This is a genomic window from Methylobacterium sp. Leaf361 (genome assembly GCF_001424445.1).
GTDB lineage: Bacteria > Pseudomonadota > Alphaproteobacteria > Rhizobiales > Beijerinckiaceae > Methylobacterium.
This window is the reverse complement of record NZ_LMPY01000003.1, coordinates 267,631-292,330: the sequence shown is the minus strand read 5'-3', so window position 1 is coordinate 292,330 and position 24,700 is coordinate 267,631. Positions and strand designations below refer to the sequence as shown.

8 protein-coding genes and 1 pseudogene are annotated in these 24,700 nt (G+C 71.5%); 3 read left to right on the top strand and 6 right to left on the bottom strand.

Annotated elements, in window-relative coordinates; all coding sequences use genetic code 11:
• The first annotated feature begins 96 nt into the window (after window positions 1-96).
• A pseudogene (locus ASG32_RS04940) lies at window positions 97-1,794 on the top strand (HAMP domain-containing methyl-accepting chemotaxis protein).
• Window positions 1,795-1,838: 44 nt separating this feature from the next.
• On the opposite strand, the gene ASG32_RS04935 reads toward ASG32_RS04940, so the two are convergent.
• Window positions 1,839-4,463 (bottom strand): glycogen/starch/alpha-glucan phosphorylase, encoded by a 2,625-nt coding sequence (locus ASG32_RS04935; RefSeq protein ID WP_244491806.1) that lies wholly within the window; start codon window positions 4,461-4,463, stop codon window positions 1,839-1,841.
• 317 nt (window positions 4,464-4,780) lie between these two features.
• Here ASG32_RS04935 and ASG32_RS04930 point away from each other — a divergent pair, with 317 nt between their 5' ends.
• Window positions 4,781-6,367, top strand: coding sequence for an alpha-amylase family glycosyl hydrolase (locus ASG32_RS04930; protein WP_056523150.1), 1,587 nt, complete (start codon window positions 4,781-4,783; stop codon window positions 6,365-6,367).
• A gap of 350 nt (window positions 6,368-6,717) precedes the next feature.
• A complete protein-coding gene (gene glgA, locus ASG32_RS04925; protein ID WP_056523235.1) occupies window positions 6,718-8,256 on the top strand; it encodes a glycogen synthase GlgA in 1,539 nt (512 codons plus the stop codon).
• 262 nt (window positions 8,257-8,518) lie between these two features.
• On the opposite strand, the gene glgB is transcribed toward glgA, so the two are convergent.
• The 5 genes from glgB to treZ all read right to left on the bottom strand — a co-directional run bounded on the left by glgB (window position 8,519) and on the right by treZ (window position 24,542).
• Window positions 8,519-10,801, bottom strand: a complete 2,283-nt coding sequence (gene glgB / locus ASG32_RS04920) for a 1,4-alpha-glucan branching protein GlgB (protein ID WP_056523148.1) — start codon at window positions 10,799-10,801, stop codon at window positions 8,519-8,521.
• The gene (gene treS, locus ASG32_RS04915; protein WP_042672719.1) at window positions 10,798-14,076 is read right to left on the bottom strand and encodes a maltose alpha-D-glucosyltransferase; all 3,279 of its coding nucleotides are present in this window, start codon (window positions 14,074-14,076) and stop codon (window positions 10,798-10,800) included. The genes glgB and treS overlap by 4 nt, the downstream gene beginning before the upstream one ends.
• Window positions 14,077-14,225: 149 nt before the next feature.
• Entirely contained in the window at window positions 14,226-17,621 is a 3,396-nt protein-coding gene (locus ASG32_RS04910; RefSeq protein WP_056523146.1) for a maltotransferase domain-containing protein, read from the bottom strand.
• A gap of 217 nt (window positions 17,622-17,838) precedes the next feature.
• Window positions 17,839-22,740 (bottom strand): malto-oligosyltrehalose synthase, encoded by a 4,902-nt coding sequence (locus ASG32_RS04905; RefSeq protein WP_056523144.1) that lies wholly within the window; start codon window positions 22,738-22,740, stop codon window positions 17,839-17,841.
• The gene (gene treZ / locus ASG32_RS04900; protein ID WP_056523233.1) at window positions 22,737-24,542 is read right to left on the bottom strand and encodes a malto-oligosyltrehalose trehalohydrolase; all 1,806 of its coding nucleotides are present in this window, start codon (window positions 24,540-24,542) and stop codon (window positions 22,737-22,739) included. Before treZ ends, ASG32_RS04905 begins: the two co-directional genes overlap by 4 nt.
• Window positions 24,543-24,700: the final 158 nt, after the last annotated feature.

The window sequence follows — 24,700 nt, the reverse complement described above, 5'->3', positions numbered from 1 at the left end:
GTACTCGTGCGCGCGAAGAGTGATCTGATCGATCGTGGCTTCCTGTTCGTGGCGTGTGATAAGCTGTGCCGGTGACGCCGGCGGAGATCGAACGGAATGCGGATCCTGCGCGATGCGAACCTGCATGTAAAAATGTCCGCGCCGCTCTTGTTCATGGTGATCGTGTGCGCCGCCTCTGCCGCGTACTCGCTCAGAGAACTCAGAGCGATCGAGGAGAGAGATAGATTTTTGGTGGATTACTATTTCGCGAGGCTCGAGATCTTCTCGCGTGTCCGCGAAAAATTCGTCGATGCGGCGCTCATGAACCGCAATCTCATCATCGGCGAGCCGAAAGGCGACATCCCCCTCTTCCGCAAGCGCTACGACGCCTCCGTCAAGGCCGTGGCCGACGGCATCGAGACGCTGGAACAGGGCTCGCGGCGCGCGGAGATCGCGGCTCTGCAGCGCCAGATCGGCACGGTCGCCCGGGACTATTTCGACCTGCTCGACCGCTCCAACTACCTCGCGCTCCGGAATGACCGGCCGGCGGCGATCCAGGTCGGCGTGGTTGCCAGCCGCGAGGTCCGGGCACAGTTCGACCGGGCGGCCCAGGCGTACGAGGCGGCGGCGGCGGCCCGCCTCGGCGAGGCGAAGATCGCCACGCAGCAGGGGGCCGAGCAGGCCCGGTCGGTCCTGATCGGCGCCACGGTGGCGGGCCTGCTCGTCGCCCTGGGACTCTCCGCGGCCATCGTCGTGGTCGGTGTCACGCGGCCGCTCCACCGCCTCGTCGCCGCGCTGCGGCGCGTGGCGCAGGGCGACGGCGCGGCCACGATCGCGGAGGCGCGGCGCGGCGACGAGATCGGAGCGGTCGGCCGGGCGGTCGAGGCGATCCGGAGCTTGATCATCCGCAACGCCGAGGCGGAAGCCGAGGGCCGGCGGCGCGCAGACGCCGCCGCGGCCGCGGCCCGCAAGGACGCCACGATGGGCCTCGCCCGGACCTTCGAGGCGGCTGTGGCCAGGATCGTGGACCGGGTCTCGACCGCCGCGGGCGAACTCGAGGGCACCGCCCACCAGATGACCGCGACCGCCCAGGAGACGGCCAGCCAGTCCGGCGCGGTGGCGCTGGCGGCCGAGGCGGCGGCGGTCAACATCGGCACGGTGGCGGCCGCGACCGAGCGGCTCGGCAGCGCCATCCAGGCGATCGGCCGTCAGGCGGGCGGCTCGTCCGCGCTCGCCCAGCAGGCGGTCGGCGAGGCCGACCAGACCGCCGGGCTCGTGGCCGAGCTGCGGCAGGCGGCCTCCGAGATCGGCGAGGTGGTGCGGCTGATCGCGTCCATCGCCGAGCAGACCAACCTGCTGGCCCTCAACGCCACCATCGAGGCGGCGCGGGCCGGCGAAGCCGGCCGCGGCTTCGCGGTCGTGGCGGGCGAGGTGAAGGCCCTGGCCGAGAAGACCGCGCGGGCGACCGACGGGATCGCCGCGCAGATCGGCCGGATCCAGGGCGTGACCGGATCCGCGGTCGGCGCCATCGGCGCGATCATCGACCGGATCCGCGAGATCAACGGGGTGGCGATCGCGATCGCCGCGGCCGTATAGGAGCAGGGCGCCGCGACCCGGGAGATCGTGCGCACCGTCGCCGAGGCGACGCGGGGCGCCGCGGAGGTCACCGGTACCATCGCCGGGGTGGCCGAGGCCTCCGAGCGGACGGGGGTCGCGGCCGACCACGTGCTCACGGCCGCCACCGCCCTGTCCCGTCAGTCCGAGGGGCTCGCGGCGGAGGTCGGGCGGTTCCTGGCCAACGTGCGCGCGGCCTGAGGGCGGCGCGGCCCGCTCCCGCGCGGGAGCGGGCCGGTGGCGACTCAGCCCAGGCGGACCCGCCAGATCTCCTCGGCGTACTCGCGCATGGCGCGATCGGAGGAGAACCACGCCATGCGGGCGGTGTTGCGAATCGCCTTCGCCCACCAGCCGCGGGGATCGCGCCACGCGGCGTCGATCGACCGCTGCACCCGCCAGTAATCGTCGAAATCGGCGGTGAGCAGGTACTGGTCGCGCCGGCGCAGGTCGTCGGTGAGCGGCCGGAACCGGCCCGGCTCCTCCGGCGAGAACCGTCCCGAGGCGATCATGTCGAGGGCGGCGGCCAGCCGCGGCGAGGCCTGGATCGCCCGGGCCGCGTAGTCCGGCTCGGCCTGCCGGGCGCGGACGCCGTCGGCCTCCAGGCCGAAGATGAAGATGTTGTCCGCCCCGACATGGTCGCGGATCTCGATGTTGGCGCCGTCGAGGGTCCCCACCGTGAGCGCGCCGTTGAGGGCGAACTTCATGTTGCCGGTGCCCGAGGCCTCCATGCCGGCGGTGGAGATCTGCTCCGACAGGTCGGCGGCCGGGATGATCGATTCGGCGAGGCTCACCGAGTAGTTCGGCAGGAACACCACCTTCAGCCGGTCCGCGACCTCGGGATCGTCGTTCACCGCCTTGGCGACGTCGCAGGCGAGCTTGATGATCAGCTTGGCCTGGACGTAGCTCGGCGCCGCCTTGCCGGCGAAGATCTTCACCCGGGGCGTCCAGTCCCGGTGCGGCTCGGCCTTGATCGCCTGGTAGAGCGCCACGGTCTCGACCACGTTGAGGAGTTGGCGCTTGTACTCGTGGATGCGCTTGACCTGGATGTCGAACAAAGCGGCCGGATCGACGTCGATGCCGGTGCGCTCGGCGATGATCGCCGCCAGGGCCTCCTTGCGCTCCCGGCGCACGGCCGCGTAGCGCGCCACGAAGGCCGGATCCTCGGCGTGGGCCTCGAGGCCCCGGAGCAGCTCGGGATTGTCCAGCACGCCGGCGCCCACCGTCTCCACGGCGAGCCGGGTGAGGCCGGGATTGGCGTTGTGGAACCAGCGGCGGAAGGTGATGCCGTTGGTCTTGTTGACGATCTTGTCCGGATCCAGCGCGTGCAGGTCGGAGAAGACCGTCGAGCGCATCAGGTCCGTGTGCAGGGCCGAGACGCCGTTGACCCGGCGCGCGCCGTGGAAGGCGAGGTGCCCCATCCGGACCCGCCGCCCGTGCGACTCGTCGATCAGCGAGATCGACGCGAGGTAGGCCGCGGCATCCGCCGATTCCTGCCGGCCGTGCTTGGCCTGCTCCTCCAGGTGCATCCAGTTGATCAGGTAGATGATCTGCATGTGGCGCGGCAGCAGCCGCTCCATCAGCTCCACCGGCCAGGTCTCCAGGGCCTCGGGCAGGAGGGTGTGGTTCGTGTAGTGCAGCGTGTGCGTGGTGACGTGCCACGCATCCTCCCAGGAGAGGCCGTAGACGTCGAGCAGGACGCGCATCAGTTCCGGCACCGCGATGGCCGGGTGCGTGTCGTTGAGCTGGATCGCCGCGTGGTCCGGCAGGGACCGGACGTCGCCGCGCTCGGCCACGTGGCGGGCCACGAGATCCTGGATCGAGGCCGCGGTGAAGAAGTATTCCTGGCGCAGGCGCAGCTCCTGGCCCTCGGCCGAGGAATCGCTCGGGTAGAGCACCCGCGAGATCGCCTCGGCGCGCATCCGCGCCGCGACCGCGCCGACATGGTCGCCGCCGTTGAAGCGGGCGAGGTCGACGGGCTCGCCGGCCTCGGCCTTCCAGAGGCGCAGGCCGTTGACGTGGCGGCCGCGCCAGCCGACCACCGGCACGTCGTGGGCCACCGCCCGCACGGTCTCGGCCGGCTGCCAGTGGCGCCGGATCACCCCCTCCTCCGGCGAGGACAGCGTGACGGTGCCGCCGAACCCGATCGCGTAGGTCGCCTCGGGCCGGGCGAACTCCCAGGGGTTGCCCTCGGCCAGCCAGGTCTCCGGCGCCTCGCGCTGCCAGCCGTCCTCGAAGGACTGGCGGAACAGGCCGTGGTCGTAGCGGATGCCGTAGCCCATGGCCGGGATGCCGATGCTGGCCATGCTCTCCATGAAGCAGGCGGCGAGCCGCCCGAGGCCGCCATTGCCCAGGGCCGCGTCGGGCTCGGCCTCCTGCACGGCGTCCAGATCGATCCCGAGCTCCCGGAGCGCGCCGCGGGTCGTCTCGGTGAGGCCGAGATTGTTCAGCGCGTCCGACATCAGCCGGCCGATCAGGAATTCCAGCGACAGGTAGTAGACGCGCTTGTTCGGCACGCTCCGCTCGGAGGTCAGCGCGGCGGCCACGATCCGCTCGCGCAGGGCCAGCGCCGTCGCGGCGAACCAGTCGCGCGGGCGGGCGGTCTCGGGCGTGCGGCCGAGCGTGAAGGTGAGCTTGGCGCGGATCGCCTCGCGCAGGTCCACCACCGCGTCGCCGCTGCCGGACAGCACCGGGGCGGTCCAGGCGGCCGGGGCGGGCGCCTCGGTTGCGCGCTCGTCGCGCGAGACATCTTGTGGCACAGGCCGGGTCAGAACATCGTTCAACACGTGCGGGTCCCCCAAAGTCGTCGCCCCGGATTCTAGCGCCGGGGGTATCGTGGGCGGATTATCTCTTTTGATGGATTGCCGCCGCATGAACGGACGGGCGATCCGTGCCCCGAAGCGTCCGACGATGCGGTCGGCTTCCGGCGAAGTCGTGGCAGCGCCGCTCCGGCGGAGCGCACGGGCACGCCGGAGGAGATATGGCAGGGCGGCGTGACATTCCAGGCACAGCCGTGCGGCGTCGCCCTGCACAAGGGGCATGCGCACAGGTTTTGGGGGCCGCAGCCATTCCCTGGGCGACGCCGCGTCGGGGCGTTTCGCGCGCGGCGCGCGCTCTCGGCGCATCCGTCACCGGTCGCCAGCGCGCGGGTCAGCGGTTAAGCGTGGGCCGCCGATGCGAGGGGCGCAGCATGACCGACACCGTCTGGTGGAAGCGCGGGACCGTCTACCAAGTCTACCCACGCTCCTTTCAGGACACGAACGGTGACGGGGTCGGCGACCTGCCGGGCATCACGGCGCGGCTGGACTACCTCGCATGGCTAGGGGTCGACGCCGTGTGGATCTCGCCGGTCTACCCCTCGCCCATGGCCGATTTCGGCTACGACGTGGCCGATTACTGCGGGATCGACCCGCTGTTCGGCACGCTGGCCGATTTCGACGCCCTCGTGGCCGAGGCCCATCGGCGGCGGCTTAAGGTGATCCTCGACTTCGTGCCGAACCACTCCTCGATCGCGCATCCCTGGTTCTCCGAGAGCCGGTCGTCGCGCGCGAGCCCGAAGCGGGACTGGTACATCTGGCGCGACCCGGCGCCTGGCGGCGGCCCGCCCAACAACTGGCTGTCGAATTTCGGCGGCCCGGCCTGGACGCTGGATGAGACCACCGGCCAGTACTACTACCACGCCTTCCTGGCGGAGCAGCCGGACCTGAACTGGCGCAACCCCGCGGTGCGGGCGGCCATGCACGACGTGCTCCGCTTCTGGCTGGAGCGCGGGGTCGACGGGTTCCGGGTCGACGTGATCTGGCACCTGATGAAGGATGCGGGATTCCGCGACAACCCGGCCAATCCCGACTACGCGCCGGGCTCGCCCGAGATCAACCGCTTCACCCAGGTCTACTCCGCCGACCGGCCCGAGATCTTCGACGTGATCGCCGGGATGCGGGCGGTGCTGCGCCAGTACGGCGAGCGCGTGCTGATCGGCGAGATCTACCTGCCGGTGGAGCGGCTGGTCGCCTATTACGGCCCGGACCTGACCGGGGCCGACCTGCCGTTCAATTTCCAGCTGATCCAGACCCCGTGGCGGGCCGACGCGGTGGCCGACCTCGTGGCGCAGTACGAGGCGGCCCTGCCCGAGGGCGGCTGGCCGAACTGGGTGCTGGGCAACCACGACCAGCCGCGCATCGCCGCGCGGGTCGGGCCGGCGCAGGCCCGCATCGCCGCGATGCTGCTGCTGACCCTGCGGGGCACGCCGACCCTCTACTACGGCGACGAGATCGGCCTCGGCCACGTGCCGATTTCCCCGGACCGCGCCCGGGATCCCTGGGAGCACAACGAGCCCGGGCACGGCCGCGACCCGGAGCGCACGCCGATGCAGTGGGACGACACGCCCCAGGCCGGCTTCTCCACGGTCGAGCCTTGGCTGCCGCTGGCGGCGGATTGGGCAGCCTGCAACGTCGAGAGCCAGCGCTCGGATCCGGGCTCGATGCTGACCCTGCACCGGCGGCTGCTCGCCCTGCGCCGCGACCACGCGGCGCTCGCCGTGGGCGGCTACCGCGAGGTGCCGCTCGGGATCGCCGAGGTGTTCGCCTACGAGCGCTTCGCCGACGGGGACGTCCTGCGCGTGCTCCTGAATTTCGGCGCGGCGTCGCAGGACCTGCCGCTCCCCGAGGGGGCCTGGACCGTGCTGCTCTCGACCCGTCCGGGGCGCGCGGGCGAGCCGGCCGGCCTCACCCTCGCGCTGGAGCCCGCCGAGGGGGTGATTCTGCGCCGCGCCGGGTGACGCGAGGCCGCCCCGGCTCCGGCATCCGTCAGGCCGGGGACCGAATCAGGGGCTCGGCGGGCACCGCCGATCGGGCGAAGACGGACGAGCGGGACCCGTCCGGTTACGCCGGGCGCCGTCGTTCCGGGCCGAAGATCTGTATCCAGCGGCCGAAATCCGCCGTGGCGGCGCGATTTCTCGCTGCGATGCCACATAGGTAAGTGACGCTTAATCACCACGGTGGCCTATTTTGTGCGTCGCAACGGAACCGTCGCGGCGAAGGAGCATTGGCCGTGGTTGAGATCGTGACAGCCGTGCCTGCCCGGTCGACTGCCAGACCGGGGCATTCCGCCCGGCCAGGATCAATGCTGATGCTCGATGCGCGCCGTGGTGGTCCCTTCGCCGAGTGGTCGTCCGGCGAGGGGAACGGCGTCGGTCCCGTACCGGTTCCGGCCCGGCCGGCCTCGCTGCGCCGCCGCATCCTCTACGCGACGCCCGAGATGGCGGATTTCGTGAAGACCGGCGGCCTCGGCGAGGTCTCGGCCGCCCTGCCCCGGGCCCTGGTCCCGCACTACGACATCCGCGTCCTGATCCCGGGCTACCGGCAGGTCCGGGCCGCCTTCCCGGAGATCCCGGTCGTCGCCCGCCTCGAGGGCTTCGCGGGCATTCCCGCCTGCGACCTCGGCCTGGTCGAGGCGGCCGACGGCCTGCGGATCTACGTCCTGCTCAGCCCCGACCTCTACGAGCGCGACGGCACGCCCTACGGCGACCAGCACGGCGATTTCGGCGACAACGACCTGCGCTTCGCCCGCCTCAGCCTCGCGGCGGCGGACCTCGCCACCGGCGCCGATCCCGACTGGGCGGCCGACATCCTGCACCTCAACGACTGGCAGGCGGCCCTGGCGCCGGCCTATCTCGCGTGGCGCGGCCGGCGGGTCCCGAGCGTGCTGACCATCCACAACCTCGCCTACCAGGGCCTGTTCCCCCGGGACGCCCTGCCCCGGCTCGGCGTGCCGGACTCGGCCTTCCAGGTCGACGGCGCCGAGTTCTACGGACAGCTCTCCTTCCTCAAGGCCGGCATCTTCTACGCCTCGCAGGTCACCACGGTGAGCGAGACCTACGCGCGGGAGATCCAGACGCCCGAGCTTGGCTGCGGCCTCGACGGGCTGCTGCGCACCCGTGCCGGCCAGGGCCGGCTCGCCGGCATCCTGAACGGCATCGACGAGAGCTGGGATCCGACCACCGACCCGCACCTCGCCACGCGCTTCGAGATCGACGACTGGAAGGGCAAGCGCGCCAACACCGAGGCGGTGCGCCAGCAATTCGGCCTCGCGGTCTCCCGCGGGCCGCTCTTCGCCATCGTGTCGCGCCTCGTGCACCAGAAGGGCATCGACCTGAGCCTGCAGGCGGCCGAGACCATCGTGGCCGGGGGCGGCCAGCTCGTGGTGATCGGCCAGGGCGAGGGCCGGTTCGAGCAGGCGCTCCGCGGCCTCGCCCAGCGCCATCCCGACGCGGTCGGCGTGCATGTCGGCTTCGAGGAGGCGCAGGCCCGGCGGATGTTCGCCGGCAGCGACTTCCTGCTGATGCCCTCGCGCTTCGAGCCCTGCGGCCTCGCCCAGATGTACGCGCAGCGCTTCGGCTCCCTGCCGATCGTGCGCCGGACCGGGGGCCTCGCCGACACGGTCGAGGACGGCGTGACGGGCTTCACCTTCGGGGAGGCCTCGGCCGCGTCCTTCGGGGCGGCGGTGCGGCGGGCGCTGGAGGCTTTCGGACAGAAGAAGCGCCTCAACGCCATGCGGCGGCGGGCCATGGCGGCCCATTTCGGCTGGGACCGGGCCGCCGAGGACTATGCCGGGCTCTACGGCCGGGCCATCGGCAACAGCGTCGGGCTGCGCTGGCGGGCGGCGTAGGGATTTCTCGCGGGCCCCCTGCGGGGCGGGGAGGTCCGGTCGGGTCAGATCATCTCTGCCAACGGCGCGGGCGCTTCCCCTCGCGCCGCTTCACCGCGCCCGTCGTCCGGGGGCGTCGCAGCCGGACCCGGACGGATATGCCGGAGGGGGCGACCCGAACCGCCGTCGGTGCGGACCTTGACCGCCGGCGGGCCTGGATCCCGGGCTCCGCTGCGCGGCCCCGGGACGACGCGGTGACGCCTGGGCGAAGGCGAAAGTCTCCTCACCCCTCCAGCAGGAAGATCATCGTGGCGAGCGGCGGGAGGGTGAGCGACAGGCTCTGCCCCTGGCCGTGGCTCGCCTGATCGTCGGTGTGGCGGCCGCCCTGGTTGCCCAGGTTGGACCCACCGTAGACCCCGGCATCCGAGTTGAACGCCTCCCGGTAGAACCCCGCCTGTGGCACGCCGATCCGGTAGCCCTCGCGCGGCACCGGGGTGAAGTTCGACACCACGATGGCGACCTCGCCGGGCTTCGCGCCCTTGCGGGCCCAGGCGATGACGCTGTTGTCCTGGTCATCCGCCACCAGCCACTGGAAGCCGGTATGCTCCACGTCGCGGCTGTAGAGGGCCGGGGTCGACACGTAGAGCCGGTTGAGATCGCGGATCACGCTCTGGACGCCCTCGTGCAGGGGATCGTCCAGCAGGTGCCAGTCCAGGCTGCTGTCGTGGTTCCATTCCCGCTCCTGGCCGAACTCGCCGCCCATGAACAGCAGCTTCTTGCCGGGATGCCCCCACATGAAGCCGTAATAGGCCCGGAGATTCGCGAATTTCTGCCAGCGGTCGCCCGGCATCTTGCCGAGCAGCGAGCCCTTCCCGTGCACGACCTCGTCGTGGGAGAGCGGCAGGATGAAATTCTCCGAGAAGGCGTAGAGCAGCCCGAATGTCAGGTTGTGGTGGTGGTAGCGGCGATGGATCGGATCCTCCTGCATGAAATGCAGGGTGTCGTGCATCCAGCCCATGTTCCACTTGAAGCCGAAGCCAAGGCCGCCCGTGTAGGTCGGGTGCGAGACGCCCGGCCAGGAGGTCGATTCCTCCGCCACCGTGATCGTCCCCGGGGCGTGGCTGTAGGTCGCCTCGTTGGTCTTGCGCAGGAAGTCGATGGCGTCGAGGTTCTCGTTGCCGCCGTAGCGGTTCGGGATCCACTCGCCCTGGCGGCGCGAGTAGTCGAGGTAGAGCATCGACGCCACGGCGTCCACGCGCAGGCCGTCGAGGTGGTAGTGCTCCAGCCAGAACCGGGCGTTGGCGGCGAGGAACGTCGCGACCTCGGTCCGCCCGAAATTGTAGATGTAGGTGCCCCAGTCCTGGTGGAAGCCCTGGCGCGGGTCGGCGTGCTCGTAGAGGTGGGTGCCGTCGAACAGGCCGAGCCCGTGGGCGTCGAGCGGGAAGTGGCCCGGCACCCAGTCGAGCAGCACGCCGATGCCGGCCTCGTGGGCGGCGTCCACGAAGGCCGCGAAGTCCTCAGGGCTTCCGAAGCGGCTCGTCGGCGCGAAGAGCGAGACCGGCTGGTAGCCCCAGGACCCGTCGAACGGGAACTCGGTGATCGGCAGCATCTCGATATGGGTGAAGCCCAGATCCTTGACGTAGGGGATCAGCCGGTCGCCGAGTTCCTTGTAGGTGAGGTAGCGGTTGCCCTCCTCGGGCACCCGCGCCCAGGACCCGAGATGGACCTCGTAGATCGAGATCGCCGCGTGGCGCGGGTCCTTGGCGCCGCGGGTGCTCATCCAGCCGGAATCGCGCCAGTCGAAGTCGCCCGTCCCGTGGGTGACCGAGGCGGTCTCCGGCGGGTGCTGGGCCGCGAAGGCGACCGGGTCGGCCTTGAGCGGCACCAGGGACCCGTCGGGGCCGCGGATCTCGAACTTGTAGCGCACGCCGGCCTTGAGGCCCGGCACGAACAGCTCCCAGATGCCGCCGTCCTGCCAGAGGCGCATCGGGTGGCGCCGCCCGTCCCAGTCGTTGAAGTCGCCGACGACGCTGACCTTGCGGGCGTTGGGCGCCCAGACGGCGAAGCGGAAGCCGTCGATGCCGTCGAGCTGCCCCGACTGCGCGCCGAGCATCCGGTAGACGAGGTTGGTGCCGACCTCGCGGAGCGCCGCCACGTCGTACTGCTCGATCGAGGAGCCGAAGCCGTAGGGGTCGTAGCGGCGGCGCTTCGTCCCGTCCCAGGACTCGACCTCGATCTCGTAGAGGGGCCGGTGCTCGCCCTCGACCTTGGCGACCCAGAACCCGTCCGGATGGCGCTTCTCGAAGGGCGCGGTGCGGCCGTCCATCACCAGGGTGGCGGCCCGCGCCTCGGGCAGCACGGCGCGCACCTCCCAGGCCTTCGGCCCGACCCGGTGGGGCCCGAGCACCGCGAAGGGGTCGCCGTGGTTGGCGGCCATCAGCGCGGCGATCGCGTCCGGGTGGACGCTCGGCGGCTGCGCGGCGCCGGAGCCCGGGACATCCGCGGTCCGCGCCGTCCCCGCGCCCGGGTCGGCCCGTCGTGCGAAGGTCTCGTCGATCGCCGTCATTCAGATGCTCCGGGCTCGTGTCCGTCCGTGTCCAGAATGGTGAGAACCCCACGGGCGGGGATTTCGATCCAGTCCGGCCGGTTGTTGGCCTCGTAGTCGACCTCGTAGAGCGCCTTGGTCAGCAGGCAGAGGCGCAGCAGACGGGTCCGGCTCTCCGGATCGGTCACCGCCGCCCGGGAGCCCTCGACCGCCGTCTCGTAGCCGGCGAGGAACGCCGCCTCGATCATGCCGCGCCACGCGGTCGCCGCGTCCCGCGCCCGCTCCTCGGAATCGGCGAACCGCGCGGTGATCTCCCGGATCACCGTCTCGGCGCCGTACGCGAAGGAGCGCATCAGCCCGGCGACGTCCCGCAGGGGCATCGACTTGGCCCGGCGCTCGTCGGCCGGCCGCGAGGGCTCGCCCTCGAAATCGACGATGATCAGGTCGTTCTCGGCGACCAGCACCTGGCCCAGGTGGTAGTCGCCGTGGATGCGGGTCTTGTGGGCGCCCCGGACCGGCGCTTCGGTGAGCGCGGCGATCAGCGCCTCGACCTCGCCCCGGCGCTGGCCGAGCTCCGCGCAGGCCGGCTTGCCGGCGTCGAGGCCGCGGTCGGCGAGGCCCTTGAGCGCCCGGAAGGCGCGCTCGGCCTGGTGGCGGGCGTCGCGCGCCAGCACGGCGAGGTCGTCCCCGGTGAACGGCTCGGCCGCGAAGGCCGGGTCGTCGGTCTCGATGGCGAGCGCCGCGTGCAGCTCGGCGGTGCGCCGGCCGAGCAGGTCGGCCCAGGGCCGGTGGGCCTGGAACGCCTCCTCGGGGGTCGCGGCCTCGCTCTCGGGCGTGAGCACCACGGTCTCGAAGTCCCGGCGCAGGCCCTCCAGCATCAGGGTCCAGGCGTCGCCCTGGTTCATCACGAACTTCTGCAGGACCGCCAGGGCGGTCCGGGTGCCGTCCTCGGCGACATGCTCCAGGGTGCCGAGCAGGGCGGGTGTATTCGAGAAACCCGCCTTCTCGGTGAGGAAGCGCCCGACCTCGATCTCGGGATGCAGGCCCGGCTGCAGGCGGCGCAGCAGCTTGAGCATCATCTTCGAGCCGATGGCGATCGAGGTGTTGCTCTGCTCGCCCGAGAGCCGGCGGATGTCGGCCACGTCGACCGTGACGTCCGGGTCGAAGGCCGAGGTGACGGCGAAGACGAGCCGCCCGGTCTCCGTGGGGATCTCGCGGGCCTGCCGCATGTCGTCGATCAGGCAGGCGGCGAAGTCGTTGGAGCCGGCCGCCCCGTAGAGCAGGCCGGTGCGCGGCCCCCGGCGCACCCGCGCCACCGCGAAGGGCATGAGGGTCTCGTCCTCGCGGCCCTCCTCGACGCCCACGGGCACGAAGTATTCCTGGGTCTCGCCGCTGGCGAGCTGCACCTGCAGCCGCGGCAGCAGGAAGCGCGCGCTGCCGTCGACGTCCTTCAGGGCGGCGCAGTCGACGACCTTCGTGGCCTTGATCCGCGAGCCCTTGGCGCCGAACCAGCGCCGGCTCGTCAGGAACGGCGGCACCACGGTGCGCTCGAAGGCGACGCGCTCGCGCCCGCTCATCAGGGTCTCGATCCCGCCGGTGAGCACGAGGGTGAACAGCTCGGGCGGCTCCTGCTGCGGGCCGATCACCCCCGACCGGGCGGCGCTCAAGGAGAACCAGTAGAAGCCGTAGGACGGCAGGGTCAGCAGGTAGGGCAGGTCGCCGATCGGCGGGAACTCGGTGCCGCCGGTCAGCTCGATCGGCACCGCGGTGCGCAACTCCGACAGGTCGAGCTGCACCGCCTGCGGCGCGCGCGACAGGTTCGCCACGCACAGGATCCGCTCGTCCTCGTGCTCGCGGATCCAGGCGAGCACCTTCCGGTTCGACGGGTACAGGAACTGGATCGTGCCGCGCCCCAGCGCGACGCTGTTGTTGCGGATCGCGATCATGCGCCGCGTCCAGTTCAGCAGGCTCGTCTGGGCCTGGGTCTGCGCCTCGACGTTGATCGCGTCGAACCCGTAGATCGGGTCCTGGATCGCCGGCAGGAACAGCTTCTGGGGATTCGCCCGGGAGAAGCCGCCGTTCCGGTCGGGCGACCACTGCATCGGCGTGCGCACGCCGTCGCGGTCGCCGAGGTAGATGTTGTCGCCCATGCCGACCTCGTCGCCGTAGTAGAGCACCGGCGTGCCGGGCATCGACAGGACGAGGGACTTCATCAACTCGATCTTGCGCCGGTCGTTCTCGAGGAGCGGCGCGAGGCGGCGGCGGATGCCGAGGTTGATCCGGGCGCGCCGCTCGGCGGCGTAGAACGACCAGAGGTAGTCACGCTCCTCGGCCGTGACCATCTCGAGCGTCAGCTCGTCGTGGTTGCGCAGGAAGATCGCCCACTGGCAGCCCTCCGGGATCTCCGGGGTCTGGCGCATGATGTCGGTGATCGGGTGCCGGTCCTCCCGGGCGATCGCCATGTACATCCGCGGCATCAGCGGGAAGTGGAACGCCATGTGGCACTCGTCGCCGTCGCCGAAATACTGCGCGGTCTCCTCGGGCCACTGGTTGGCCTCGGCGAGCAGCATCCGGTCGGGGTAGCTCGCGTCCAGCGCGGCGCGGATCGCCTTGATGACGTCGTGGGTCTCGGCGAGGTTCTCGCAGTTCGTGCCGTCGCGCTCGATCAGGTAGGGGATCGCGTCGAGCCGCAGGCCGTCGACGCCCATGTCGAGCCAGTAGCGCATCACGTCGATGACCGCTTCCAGCACCTTCGGGTTGTCGAAGTTGAGATCCGGCTGGTGGCTGTAGAACCGGTGCCAGAAATACTGCTTGGCGACCGGGTCCCAGGTCCAGTTCGACGCCTCGGTGTCGAGGAAGATGATCCGCGTGTCCTTGTACGGCTCGTCGGTGTCCGACCAGACGTAGAAGTCGCGCTCGGGCGAGCCGGGAGGGGCCTCGCGGGCGGCCTGGAACCAGGGGTGCTGGTCCGAGGTGTGGTTGATGACGAGCTCGGTGATGACCCGCAGACCGCGCTCGTGCGCCGCCTCCACGAAGGCCTTGAAGTCCTCCATGGTCCCGTAGGACGGGTTGATGTCCCGGTAATCGGCGATGTCGTAGCCGTCGTCGCGCAGCGGCGAGGGATAGAACGGCATCAGCCAGATCGCCGTCACGCCGAGATCGCGCACGTAGTCGAGGCGCTGGGTCAGGCCCTCGAAATCCCCGATCCCGTCGTTGTTCGAGTCGAAGAACGACTTGACGTGGATCTGGTAGATGATGGCGTCACGGTACCATTGCGGGTCGCTGCGATCGATCATCGCGTCGCTGCCTCATCGGTCGAGTCTGACGGGACCGGCGGGGGACCCGGCCGGGGCGCGGGCGGCGGGCCGCCGCGCGGGTGCGAGGGTCGGCGACGGGAATTCCCGCCGCCGCATTCAAGGGCCATGGCCGAGTGCCACGCGCGGCCTCAGCCCGCAACCCGCCGCGGCGCCCGGAGGCGCCAGATCACGCAGGATCGCTCGGCCGGATCGAGGGCGATGCGGTGGGTCTTGCCGCGCAACTCGAACGTGTAGCCCTGCAGCAGGTCCTCGACCTCGACGGCGCCGTCGTCGGGCAGGCCGAACAGCCAGAGCGGCACCTCGTAGGTGCATTCCTGGCGATTCTTCGGGTCGAGGTTGACCATGGTGAAGACGCAGTTGTCGCGCTCCGGCGTCGCCTTGGCGTAGGCGATGATGTTGTCGTTCCAGGCACCCGTGAAGGTCACGTTGCGGAAGTCCCAGAGGGCGGGGTTCTCGCGCCGGATCCTGTTGAGCTTGACGATGTGCTCGCGGATGTTGCCCGGCCGGTCGTAGTCCCAGGCCTTGAGCTCGTATTTCTCGGAGTTGAGATACTCCTCCTTGCCCGGGTACGGCGCGGCCTCGCACAGCTCGAAGCCGTTGTAGATGCCGTAGACCGACGACAGGGTCGCGGCGAGCGTGCCGCGGATCACGAAGCCCGCGCGCCCGCTGGTCTGGAGGAAGTAGGGATTGATGTCGGGCGTGTTGGCGAAGAAGTTGGGGCGGTAGTACTCGCCCATCTCGCCGGCCAGCTCCAGGGCGTAGTCGGTGAGCTCCTGCTTGGTGTTGCGCCACGTGAAGTAGGTGTAGCTCTGCTGGTAGCCGGCCTTGGCGAGCTTCTTCATCATCTTCGGCCGGGTGAAGGCCTCGGCGAGGAAGATCGCGTCCGGGTAGCGGCCGTTGACCTCGCCGATCACCCATTCCCAGAACGGGATCGGCTTGGTGTGCGGGTTGTCGACCCGGAAGATGCGCACGCCGCGCGCGCACCAGCCGAGCAGGATGTCGCGCAGCTCGATCCAGAGCGAGGGCAGGGCGCCGCCGTAGAAGTGGACGTTCGAGATGTCCTCGTACTTCTTCGGCGGATTCTCGGCGAATTTCAGCGTGCCGTCGGGGCGCCACTCGAACCATTCCGGGTGGTTCTTGATCCAGGGATGGTCGGGCGAGCACTGGATCGCGAAGTCGAGGGCGATCTCCATCCCGTAGGCGTGGCTCGCCGCGACCAGCCGCTCGAAATCCGCGAGCGTGCCGAGGTCGGGATGCACGGCCTCGTGGCCGCCCTCCTCCGCGCCGACCGCGTAGACCGAGCCGACATCGCCGGGCTCGGCCTTGAGGGTGTTGTTCTTCCCCTTGCGGTTCGTGCGGCCCACGGGGTGGATCGGCGTGAAGTAGAGGACGTCGAAGCCGAGCTCGCGGATCTCGGGCAGGCGCCGGATCACGTCGTCGAAGGTGCCGTGGCGGTTCACGTCCATCGACTGGGAGCGCGGGAAGATCTCGTACCAGGCGGAGAACCGGGCCGCGAGGCGGTCGGCGATCACCGGCAGGGTCACGGGGTATTGGGTCAGGTTCACCCGCTCGGCGTTGCGGCGCACGAGGCTCGATGCCTCGGGCTGAAGGATCCGGTCGAGCTGGGCGGCCGAGCCCGTCTCCTCGGCGGCCAGCGCGGCCACGAGCGCGGCAAGGCGCTCGGCGTCGCGACCGCCCCGGGTCCGGGCGAGCGAGGCCGCAGTCCCGACGAGCGCCACGCCCTCGATCGTCTCGAGCCGCACGTCGACGCCGGCGGCGCGCTTCTTCAGGGTGTCGCGCACCCACGATGAGAAGGCGTCGCGCCACGCGATCAGGGTGAACTCGTAGCGGGCGTTCCGCTCCAGGGGGAAGTGCCCGGCCCAGCGGTCGTTGTCGACGAAGACCATCGGGTCCTCGCGCCAAGTCTCGCCTCCAGACGCCTCGGTGCCGGCGACCCGCGACAGGATCGCGGCGTCGATGATCTCGTGGCCGTCGGAGAAGATGTCGGCCTCGACCCGCAGGGACTCGCCGACGATCCGCTTCACCGCCGAGCGGCCGCCGTCGAGTTCGGGGGTCACCGCCTCGATCACCACGCGGCCCTCCCCGTCCGGGGTGCCGCGCGTCGGCTGCCGGGCGACCGCCTGGGCGCTTGCGGCGAGGATGCGCAGCTCCCCCGGCATCAGGTCGATGGCGCTGCCGGGGTGGAAGGCGATCGGCTCGGCCTCCGGGGTCCGGTCGACGAAGGTGCCGAGCATCCCGCCGGTGCGGGCGACGAGCGCGCCGGCCTCCACCGGCACGGGCTTGTCGGTGGGGTTGTAGAGCACGATCAGCCCGTGCTGCGCCGAGGCGGGGTGGCCGGTGTCGAAGCGGGCGAGCGCCACCAGATCGCTGTCGGGGGCCGAGATCCGGATCTGCGCGCCCTCGACATTGGCGGCCGGCAGCTCCGCCCGCAGGGCGTTGATGGCCCGAATGGAGCCGGAGATGTCGATGCCGGTCTCGTTCTCGCGGTCGCGCGGCGTGGTCTCGACCACGTGCAGCGCCCGCCGGTAGCCCCACTCGTAGCCGATCGGCATGAGCACGCCGGCCGAGAAGAAGGCCGCGAGCGCGTAGCGGGTGCGCAGATGCGCCGCCACCGCCTCCGGGCCGCCGCCGATCTCGGCGGCGAGCCGCGTCATGTCGTGGTTCTCGGGGAAGGCGATCGAGGGGGCCAGCACTCGCAGGCGCTCGTACTGCTCGAGCGCCCAGGGCTTCCTCAGGTCCCACCACGCGAAGGAGTTGAACAGGTAGTCGAAACCGGCGCCGGCTGTGGCCCGGGCCTCCTCGAAGGTGCAGCCCAGGGTCTCGGCGGCGAACAGGCAGGCGGGATCGCGCCCCTTGGCCTCCCCGATCAGGACGCGCCAGGTCTCCGGCGGCACTTTGTAGGCGGCGTCGCACCGGAAGCCCGTCACGCCGAGCCCCTGCAGATGCGCCACGTAGGCACCCCAGATCCGGGTCAGCTCGTCCCGGGCGGCGGGCGTGTGGTAGTCGAGCTCGGCCAGGTCGCCCCAGACGGTGCGGATCGACGGGTCGTCCGGGTCGACGGCGGCCGGGTGCATGATCGAGCCGTCGGGCTCCTTCATGAACAGGTCGGGCCGCTCGGTGGCGAGCCGGGCGTTGTCGGCGGTGTGGTTGATCACGAGGTCGGTCATCACCGACAGGCCCAGAGCCGCGGCGGCGGTGCAGAAGCGGCGGATCTGCTCGTCGTCGGGCGTGCCGTCGGGGTCGCGGAACCGCTCGTCCAGGCGCTCGGGATCGGCGACCGCGTAGAGGCTCCGCGAGCCGCCGGTCTGGTGGAACGGGTTGAGGTAGACCCAGTCGAAGCCGAGGGCGGCGATCCGCGGCAGCTCGGCCGTCCAGTCCGAGACGCGCCCGACCAGGAGCGGGAACAGGTTGTAGATCCGCGGCCCCTCGGCCCGGGGGGCCAGCGCGGCCGGCAGGACGGCCGCGGCCCCGGACGTCGCAGCGGCTTTGGTCGGTGCGTTCATGCTGCCTCTCGGCTCCCGTTCCCAGTGTCGTAACGCCCGAACCGCCGGGCTGTGCCGCGCGATCCGGTCCGACGTGTCTCAGCAGAGTCGCGTGACAGGGCTGCGGAGGTGCCACCGGAAGACGCGCCCGGACCGCCGCCGTCTCTGCGAGCGGCGCCACGCTGATCCAGGTCGCGCTGCCCTGGGTCGCCTCGCTGCGCTCGCGATGACGGCGCGGTCACGGTTCCCGCCGCAGCACCGCGTAGGGGAGGTCGCGCAGGAGAGCACCGAGATCGGCCCCCTCCCCCTCCACCACCCGCCCCGAGGCGAGGTCCCGCCAGCGCGTCCCCGCCCCGAGATCGACCCGGGTGCCGGCAAAGGCCTCGCCCGACCAGACGGCTTCCCCGACGAAGCCCGCCACCAGCCGCGGCACCGCCACGAACAGGTCGCCGCCCTCTTGGACGGGGTCGGTCCGCCGGTAGGCGATGACGTGGTCGGCCCGGGCGCCGGTGGCCGCGACGGGCTCGTAGGCGGCGCTGGCGTAGAAGTCCGGGCGCTCGGCCCGCTCGGCGAGGAGCCGCGTCAGCGTCGCCTGCTTGACCCGCCCGTCCGGCCAGTGGCCCAGCAGGTCGGCGGGCGCCCCGCCCTCCTCCAGCATCCGCTCCAGGGCCGGGTAATCCACCGGGCGGCGGTTGTCGGGATCGACGAAGGAGAAATCCCAGATCTCCGTGCCCTGGTAGGTGTCGGGCAGGCCCGGCAGGGTGCATTTCAGGACCGTCCGGCCGAGGCTCGCCAGCATGCCGAGATGGGCGAGCCGTCGGGCGAAGGGCCGGAGTTCGCTCAGGAAATCCGAGCCCGGGGCGATCAGCGCCGTGAACAGCCGCTTGACCGCGCCCTCGTAGACCTCGTCGACGTTGACCCAGCTCGACCGGCGCTTGCCCTCCCGCATGGCCTTCTCGCCGTAGGCGATCAGCCGGTCGCGGAAATCCACGATCGCCCCGGCCTCGTCCCGCTCCAGCAGATCCAGCGGCCAGGCGCCCAGGATCGCCTGGAAGAACATCCACTGGTCGTTGGCGTCCGGGGCCGGCTCGCCGTCGATCCGGGCGAGGTGCGGGCCGGCGACCCGCTGCCACAGGTCCCAGGCCTTGGCCCATTCCTCGGGGATCTCCGAGAGGGCGAGCAGCCGCGTGCGGGCATCCTCGCCGCGCTTGGTGTCGTGGGTCGCGGTGGTGATCATGGCGCTCGGCCAGTCGCGGGCGCGGGCGATCTGCAGATCGTGGAAGTGCTCCGCGTCGATCCCGTACTCGCCCGGATCGCCGCCGACCTCGTTGAGGCCGAGCAGGCACGCGTAGCGGTAGAACAGCGTGTCCTCCAGGCTCTTGGCCATGACCGGGCCGGTGAGCTGCTGGAACCGGCGGCGGAAGCGCAGCACCACCCGCGGGTCCGGCCGGCCGGGCCCCGCCGTCTCGACCCGCCCGAGCAGGACGTCGGCGGCGAAATCGTGGACCGAGCGGTCGGGCAGGCTCGACCAGCGCTTGGCCTTCGCGACGGCGCCCTCGATCAGGCGGACATCCTCGGGCTCGACCTCGCCCTCCTCCAGATCCGACGGCAGGTAGCTCCGGTAGGTCGGGAAGCGCGCGATGATCTCGATCAGCGCCCGGCGCAGCGCGTTGACGGTGAAGTCGCGGGTGCGCCGGTCGGCGTCGGCGACCTCCTTGAGGTCGGTGGTCAGCACCTCCAGCTCGCTCGCGAAGCTGATTTCCAGGATCTCGGCCTTGGCGGCGCGGAGCTGGAAGCCGTAGGGCTCGTCGAACCCCGTGGCCCAGGTGTAGAGCCGCTCGATTTTCCCGCGCCGGCTCTTGTCGACCAGGATCCCGTCGAGCTGGTTGAGCACGTCGTAGCCCGTGGTCCCGGCCACCGGCCAGGGCCGCAGCCGCTCGCCCGGCTCCAGGATCTTTTCCACCACCACGTAGAAGCCCGGGCCCACGGCCGCCTGGAGCGCCCGCGCGTAGCCCAGCGGGTCGGCGAGCCCGTCGATGTGGTCGATGCGCAACCCGTCGATCCGGCCCTCGCGGACGTGCCGGAACACGGTCTCGTGCGAGCGGTGGAAGATGTCGGACAGCTCGACCCGCAGGCCGGCGAGCGAGTTCACGTCGAAGAAGCGGCGGTAGTTGATGTCGCTCGACGCCACCCGCCAGTGGGCCAGCCGGTAGGCCTGCGCCTCCAGCAGCCGGTGCAGCGGCCCGAAACTGTCCGGGCGGCCTTTGAAGCCGTTGAGCAGCGCCAGCGTGCTGGCGGTGGCCTCCTGGATCAGCGGCGACACGCCGTAGATCTCGGCGAGCCGGCGCTTCAGCCCCTCGGCCTCCTCGGGGAAGCCTTTGCGGCGGGTCTCGTCGGTATCGATCGACATCGCCCGCAGCCGCTCGGAGATGGCGAGCAGTTCCGCGGTGGTGTCGTCGTCCACCGCCCCGATCGCGGCGATCACCCGGTTGAGAATGGTCGGGTAGCTCAAGGGGCGGATCGGCAGCTGGTGCTCGTAGTGCCAGACGCTGAAGGCGCCGGTCTCGGGGTCGAACTTCAATTCTAGCGTGCCCTTCTCCAGGGCCTCACCGTAGCGGTCGCCGAGGAATGGGATCACGAGGTTGCGCCCGGCCCCGAGCCGCTGCCAGTCGATGTCGAAGGCGTCGGCGAAGGGCGACAGGGAGCCCCATTCGAGCACCGAGAGCCACCACGGATTGTCGGAGCCGCCGACGCCCATGTGGTTCGGGACGATGTCGAGCAGGAGCTTGATCCCGTGGGCGTGGAGCGTCTCGGAGAGCGCGATGAAGCCCTCCTCGCCGCCGAGCTCCGGGTTGATCGCGCCGTGATCGACGATGTCGTAGCCGTGGGTCGAGCCGGGCCGCGCCTTCTGGAGCGGCGAGGCGTAGACGTGGCTGATCCCGAGCCGGTGCAGGTAGGGGACGATCCGGCCCGCATCCGCGAAGGTGAAGTCCTTGTGGAACTGCAGCCGGTAGGTCGCGCGCGGCGGCGGCGCGGCGAGCCGCGCGGCGCCCGAGCGCGGGCCCCGCGCCTCGGCCGAGAGGGACGCCGCGAGCTTCGCCAGCGGCCCGCCGGGGGCGGCGATGTCCACGAGATCCCGGTCGAGCTTGCGCCGCCAGTTCGGGTAGCCCTCGGTCGAGCCGGGCACGTTGGCCTGGGCGAGTTCCGAGACCACGTCCTCGTACTGGACGGCGGTGAGCATCGCGGGCGCGCGGGCGAGGTAGCGGGCGGCGGCCTCGAAGGGCGCGGAATCCGGCGGCTCGGCGGAGGGCAGCAGCTGCTCGGCCGCCAGCGCCTCGGCGAGGCGGCGGCGCTCGACGACGCGCTCGCCCCGCTCGACCTCGGCCCGCTCCTGATCGTAGAGGCCGAGCGACTGGCGGGTGTCGGTGTCGACCCCGCGCCACCAGCCGACGAAGGTCGGCAGGTCGTGGGTGGTGATGGCGGTGAGCGCGTCCCGCGGGTAGGCCGAGGGCGGCTTGAAGCGTCCGTCGGCCTCGCGCTCGAAGGCGAGGATCCGGTAGCTCAGCACCCCGGCCCGCATCAGCGCGTCGGAGAAGCCTTCCGGCGCCGTGCCGAGATCCTCCGCGATGACGAGGCACTTGTTGCGGTGGCTCTCCAGCCGCAGCACCGCCAGCATCGGCTCGAACGGCATGGCCACGTAGGCTCCGGCCTGGGCCCCCGCCCCCAGCGGGATCAGGAACAGGCGGGCGAGCTGGAAGGCGTGGTCGATCCGGATCGCGCCGGCGTGGCGCATGTTGGCCTGGACCAGGGCCCGGAAGGCCGCGAGCCCGTCGCGCTCCATCGCCAGCGGATCGAAGGCCGGCAGGCCCCAGTTCTGGCCCTTCGGTGCGAGCAGGTCCGGCGGCGCGCCGATCGACACCTTGTCGGCGAAGCGCTCGGGATGCGACCAGATCTCGGAGCCGCCCCGGTCGGCGCCGACCGCGAGGTCGCGGTAGAGCCCGACCCGCATGCCGGCCCCGAGCGCCGCCGCGGAGGCCTCGGCGAGCTGCCGGTCGGCGAGGTACTGCAGCCACGCGTGGTAGCCGACGAGGTCCGCGTTCTCCGCCGCGAAGGCTCGGACCGCCTCCGTGCCGGCGCGGCGATACGCCTCCGGCCAGTCGCCCAGCCAGTGCGCCCCCTGCCCCCGGAAATGCTCGGACAGCGCCTCGAACAGGGCGTGCGCTTCGAGATCCTCCCCGCCCTCCTGGCGGAACTGCTCGAAGCCCGCGTCGGTCCCGGCCCGGGCCGGCGACTCCGCCCAGAGCGCCCGGAGCACCGGGTCGAGTACGTCATGCACGCCCTGGTGATCGACGAGGGCGGCCTCGCGCAGAGCCGTGATCGCGTCCGCGCGCTCGGCGAGCAGCGCCTCGGCCCGGGAGCCCGCGAGCCCCGGCAGGCTGCGCGGGGCGATGAACAGGGTCTCCAGGAACAGCCGCGAGGACGGCGAGTAGGGCGAGATCTTGGTCCGGTCGGAGCCGAACAGGGCGTGGACCGGGCTGAGCCCCAGGAACGCCGCGCCGCGCAGGGCGGCCTCGCGGGCGGCCTCGCCGGCATCCGCGTAGGTGCCGATGCCGATATTGCTGCCCGAGCGCAGGCCGTAGAGCTGGGCGGCCATGCCCCAGTCCGAAGCCCCCTCCTCCGTGTAGGGGCGCGGGCGCCAGCAGCGCTGGGGCGCGGCGATCACCCAGGCTTCGGTGCGGGTCTGCCCGGCCTGGACGGTCAGGCGATGGTAGCCCGGGGTCAGGGGCGGCAGCTCGAAGCCCGGCTCGGACCCGTGCGGGTTGGCCCTGCCCTCCCGGGCCGTGCCGCGCTCGTCCACGAGGCGCCAGACCAGGGTGTGGGGCGCGCCGTTCTGCGGGCGTACCGGGATGCGGGCCGCCCGGCGGGCCTCCACGGGCAGGAGCGGCGGGATCAGGCCGCGGCGCAGGCGCTCGACCTCGGCGAGGCTTCCGGTGATCGCCGCCTCGTCTTCGACCGCGAAGCCCAGGGACGCGAGCAGGCCGCGGCGCACCTCCAGCGGCGTCTCGACGGGCTTGCCGAAGGCATCGGTGTAGCCGGCGGCGACGCCGACGAGGTCGGCGAGTTTTTCGAGGGGGCTCACGCGCGAGGCTCCGTCAGGAAGACGCCGGTCCACGACGGCAACTCACGTCCGGCCCCGTCCGGGGCGTTGGTCCAGACCACGCGGCCGCCGCCCGGATCCAGCGCGAAGGGGGCGTCGCCGACATTGGCGACGAAGCGCAGGGTGCCGGTGCCGAAGCGCCACGTGCAGTCGACCACATCGGCCCGCGGCAGGGTGGCGGCGGCGCCGTCGTAGCCGGACTTCGCCAGGGGCACGACCACGTCGCGGCGCAGCCCCAGGAGCCGGGTCGTGTCGGCCAGAACCTCGCGGTGGGGCGAGCGTTCCCGCTCGGACCAGTCGAGCTTCGAGGCCTCGAAGGTCTCCCGTTCCGTGGGATCGGGGATCTTCGAGGTGTCGTCCGCGAACGCCGCGAAGCTCTTGAATTCCCGGCGGCGGCCATCGCGCACCGCCTTGTTCAGCTCCTCGTCCGGCGCGAAGTCGACGAAGAACAGGAACGGCGCCGAGGCCGACCATTCCTCTCCCATCCAGAGCATCGGGATCTGCGGCGCCAGCAGGAAGCCGGCCCGGGCGAGGTCGAGCTTCTTCGGATCGGCCAGATGGTTGAGGCGCTCGCCCAAGGCGCGGTTGCCGACCTGATCGTGGTTCTGCAGGAAGGTCACGAAGGCCGAGGGCGGCAGGTGCCCGGAGGGCTCGCCGCGCGGGTGGTTGTCGAGCGTGGCAAAGGGCTCGCCCTGATAGGCAAAGCCCTCCGCGAGGCAGCGGGCGAGGTGTTCGACCGGTTTGTCGGCAAAGCTCTTATAGTAGCCGGCATCCTCGCCGGTGAGCAGGACGTGCCAGCAATGGTGCAGGTCGTCGGCCCACTGGGCGTCGTGCATCTTCGGGCGCCCGGCGGCGTCCCGCTCCAGCCAGCGGGCCTGGTTGGCCTCGTTCTCCAGCATCAGGTGGATCTGCCGGTCCGGGAAGGTCTTGCGGACCGTCTCGCCGAGTTCGGCCAGGAAGTGGCGGGGCGAATCGTCGAGGATGGCGTGGACGGCGTCGAAGCGCAGGCCGTCGAAATGGTACTCTTCCAGCCAGTACAGGGCGTTCTGGATGAAGAACTGCCGCACCGTGGCGCCGCTCTCCTTGCCGTCGAAGTTGATGCCCGCGCCCCAGGGGGTCTGGTGGCGCTCGGTGAAGAACGTCCCGGCATAGGCGTGGAGGTAGTTCCCGGCCGGCCCGAAGTGGTTGTAGACCGCGTCGAGATAGACCATCAGGCCGAGCCCGTGGGCGGCGTCGATCAGGCGCTTGAGGTCGTCCGGGCGGCCGTAGGCGCCGTCCGGCGCGTAGGGCTGGACGCCGTCGTAGCCCCAGTTGCGCGAGCCCTTGAAGTCGGCGAGCGGCAGCAGCTCGAGGGCGGTGACGCCGAGCGCCTTGAGGTCGGCCAGCCGGGCCTGCAGGCCGGCATAGGTGCCCTCCGGCGTCGCGGTGCCGACATGGCACTCGTAGATCACCGCCTCCTCGAACGGCCGCCCGGTCCAGCCCGCGTCGGACCACTCGAAGCTCCGCGGGTCGATCACCTCGCTGAGGCCCGAGACGTCGTCCGGCTGGAAGCGGGAGGCGGGATCGGGCACGACGAGGTCGCCGTCGACGCGGAAGCCGTAGCGGGCGCCGGGCTTCACCCCGGGCAGGGCCGTGCGGCGCCAGCCGCCGCCGGATTCGGGCAGCGGGTGGTCGACGCCGTCGACGACGAGGTCGACGCTCCGGGCGGTGGGCGCCCAGAGGGCGAAGCGGACGCCGCCCCCGACCATCTCGGCCCCGAAATCCATGCTGTGGGCGCGCCGCATCGGGCCACCGTCCTCGTCATTGGCCGCGCGACCGGGACGCAAGCGCGGCAGGATCATCTGTCGTGGGAGAAGGCCCCGGGCCCGATCCGGTTCCCGCAGCGCAGCTATGGCGGAGCGGCCGCGTGGCAATGGGGTATCGGCGGGCGTGACGGCGAGGT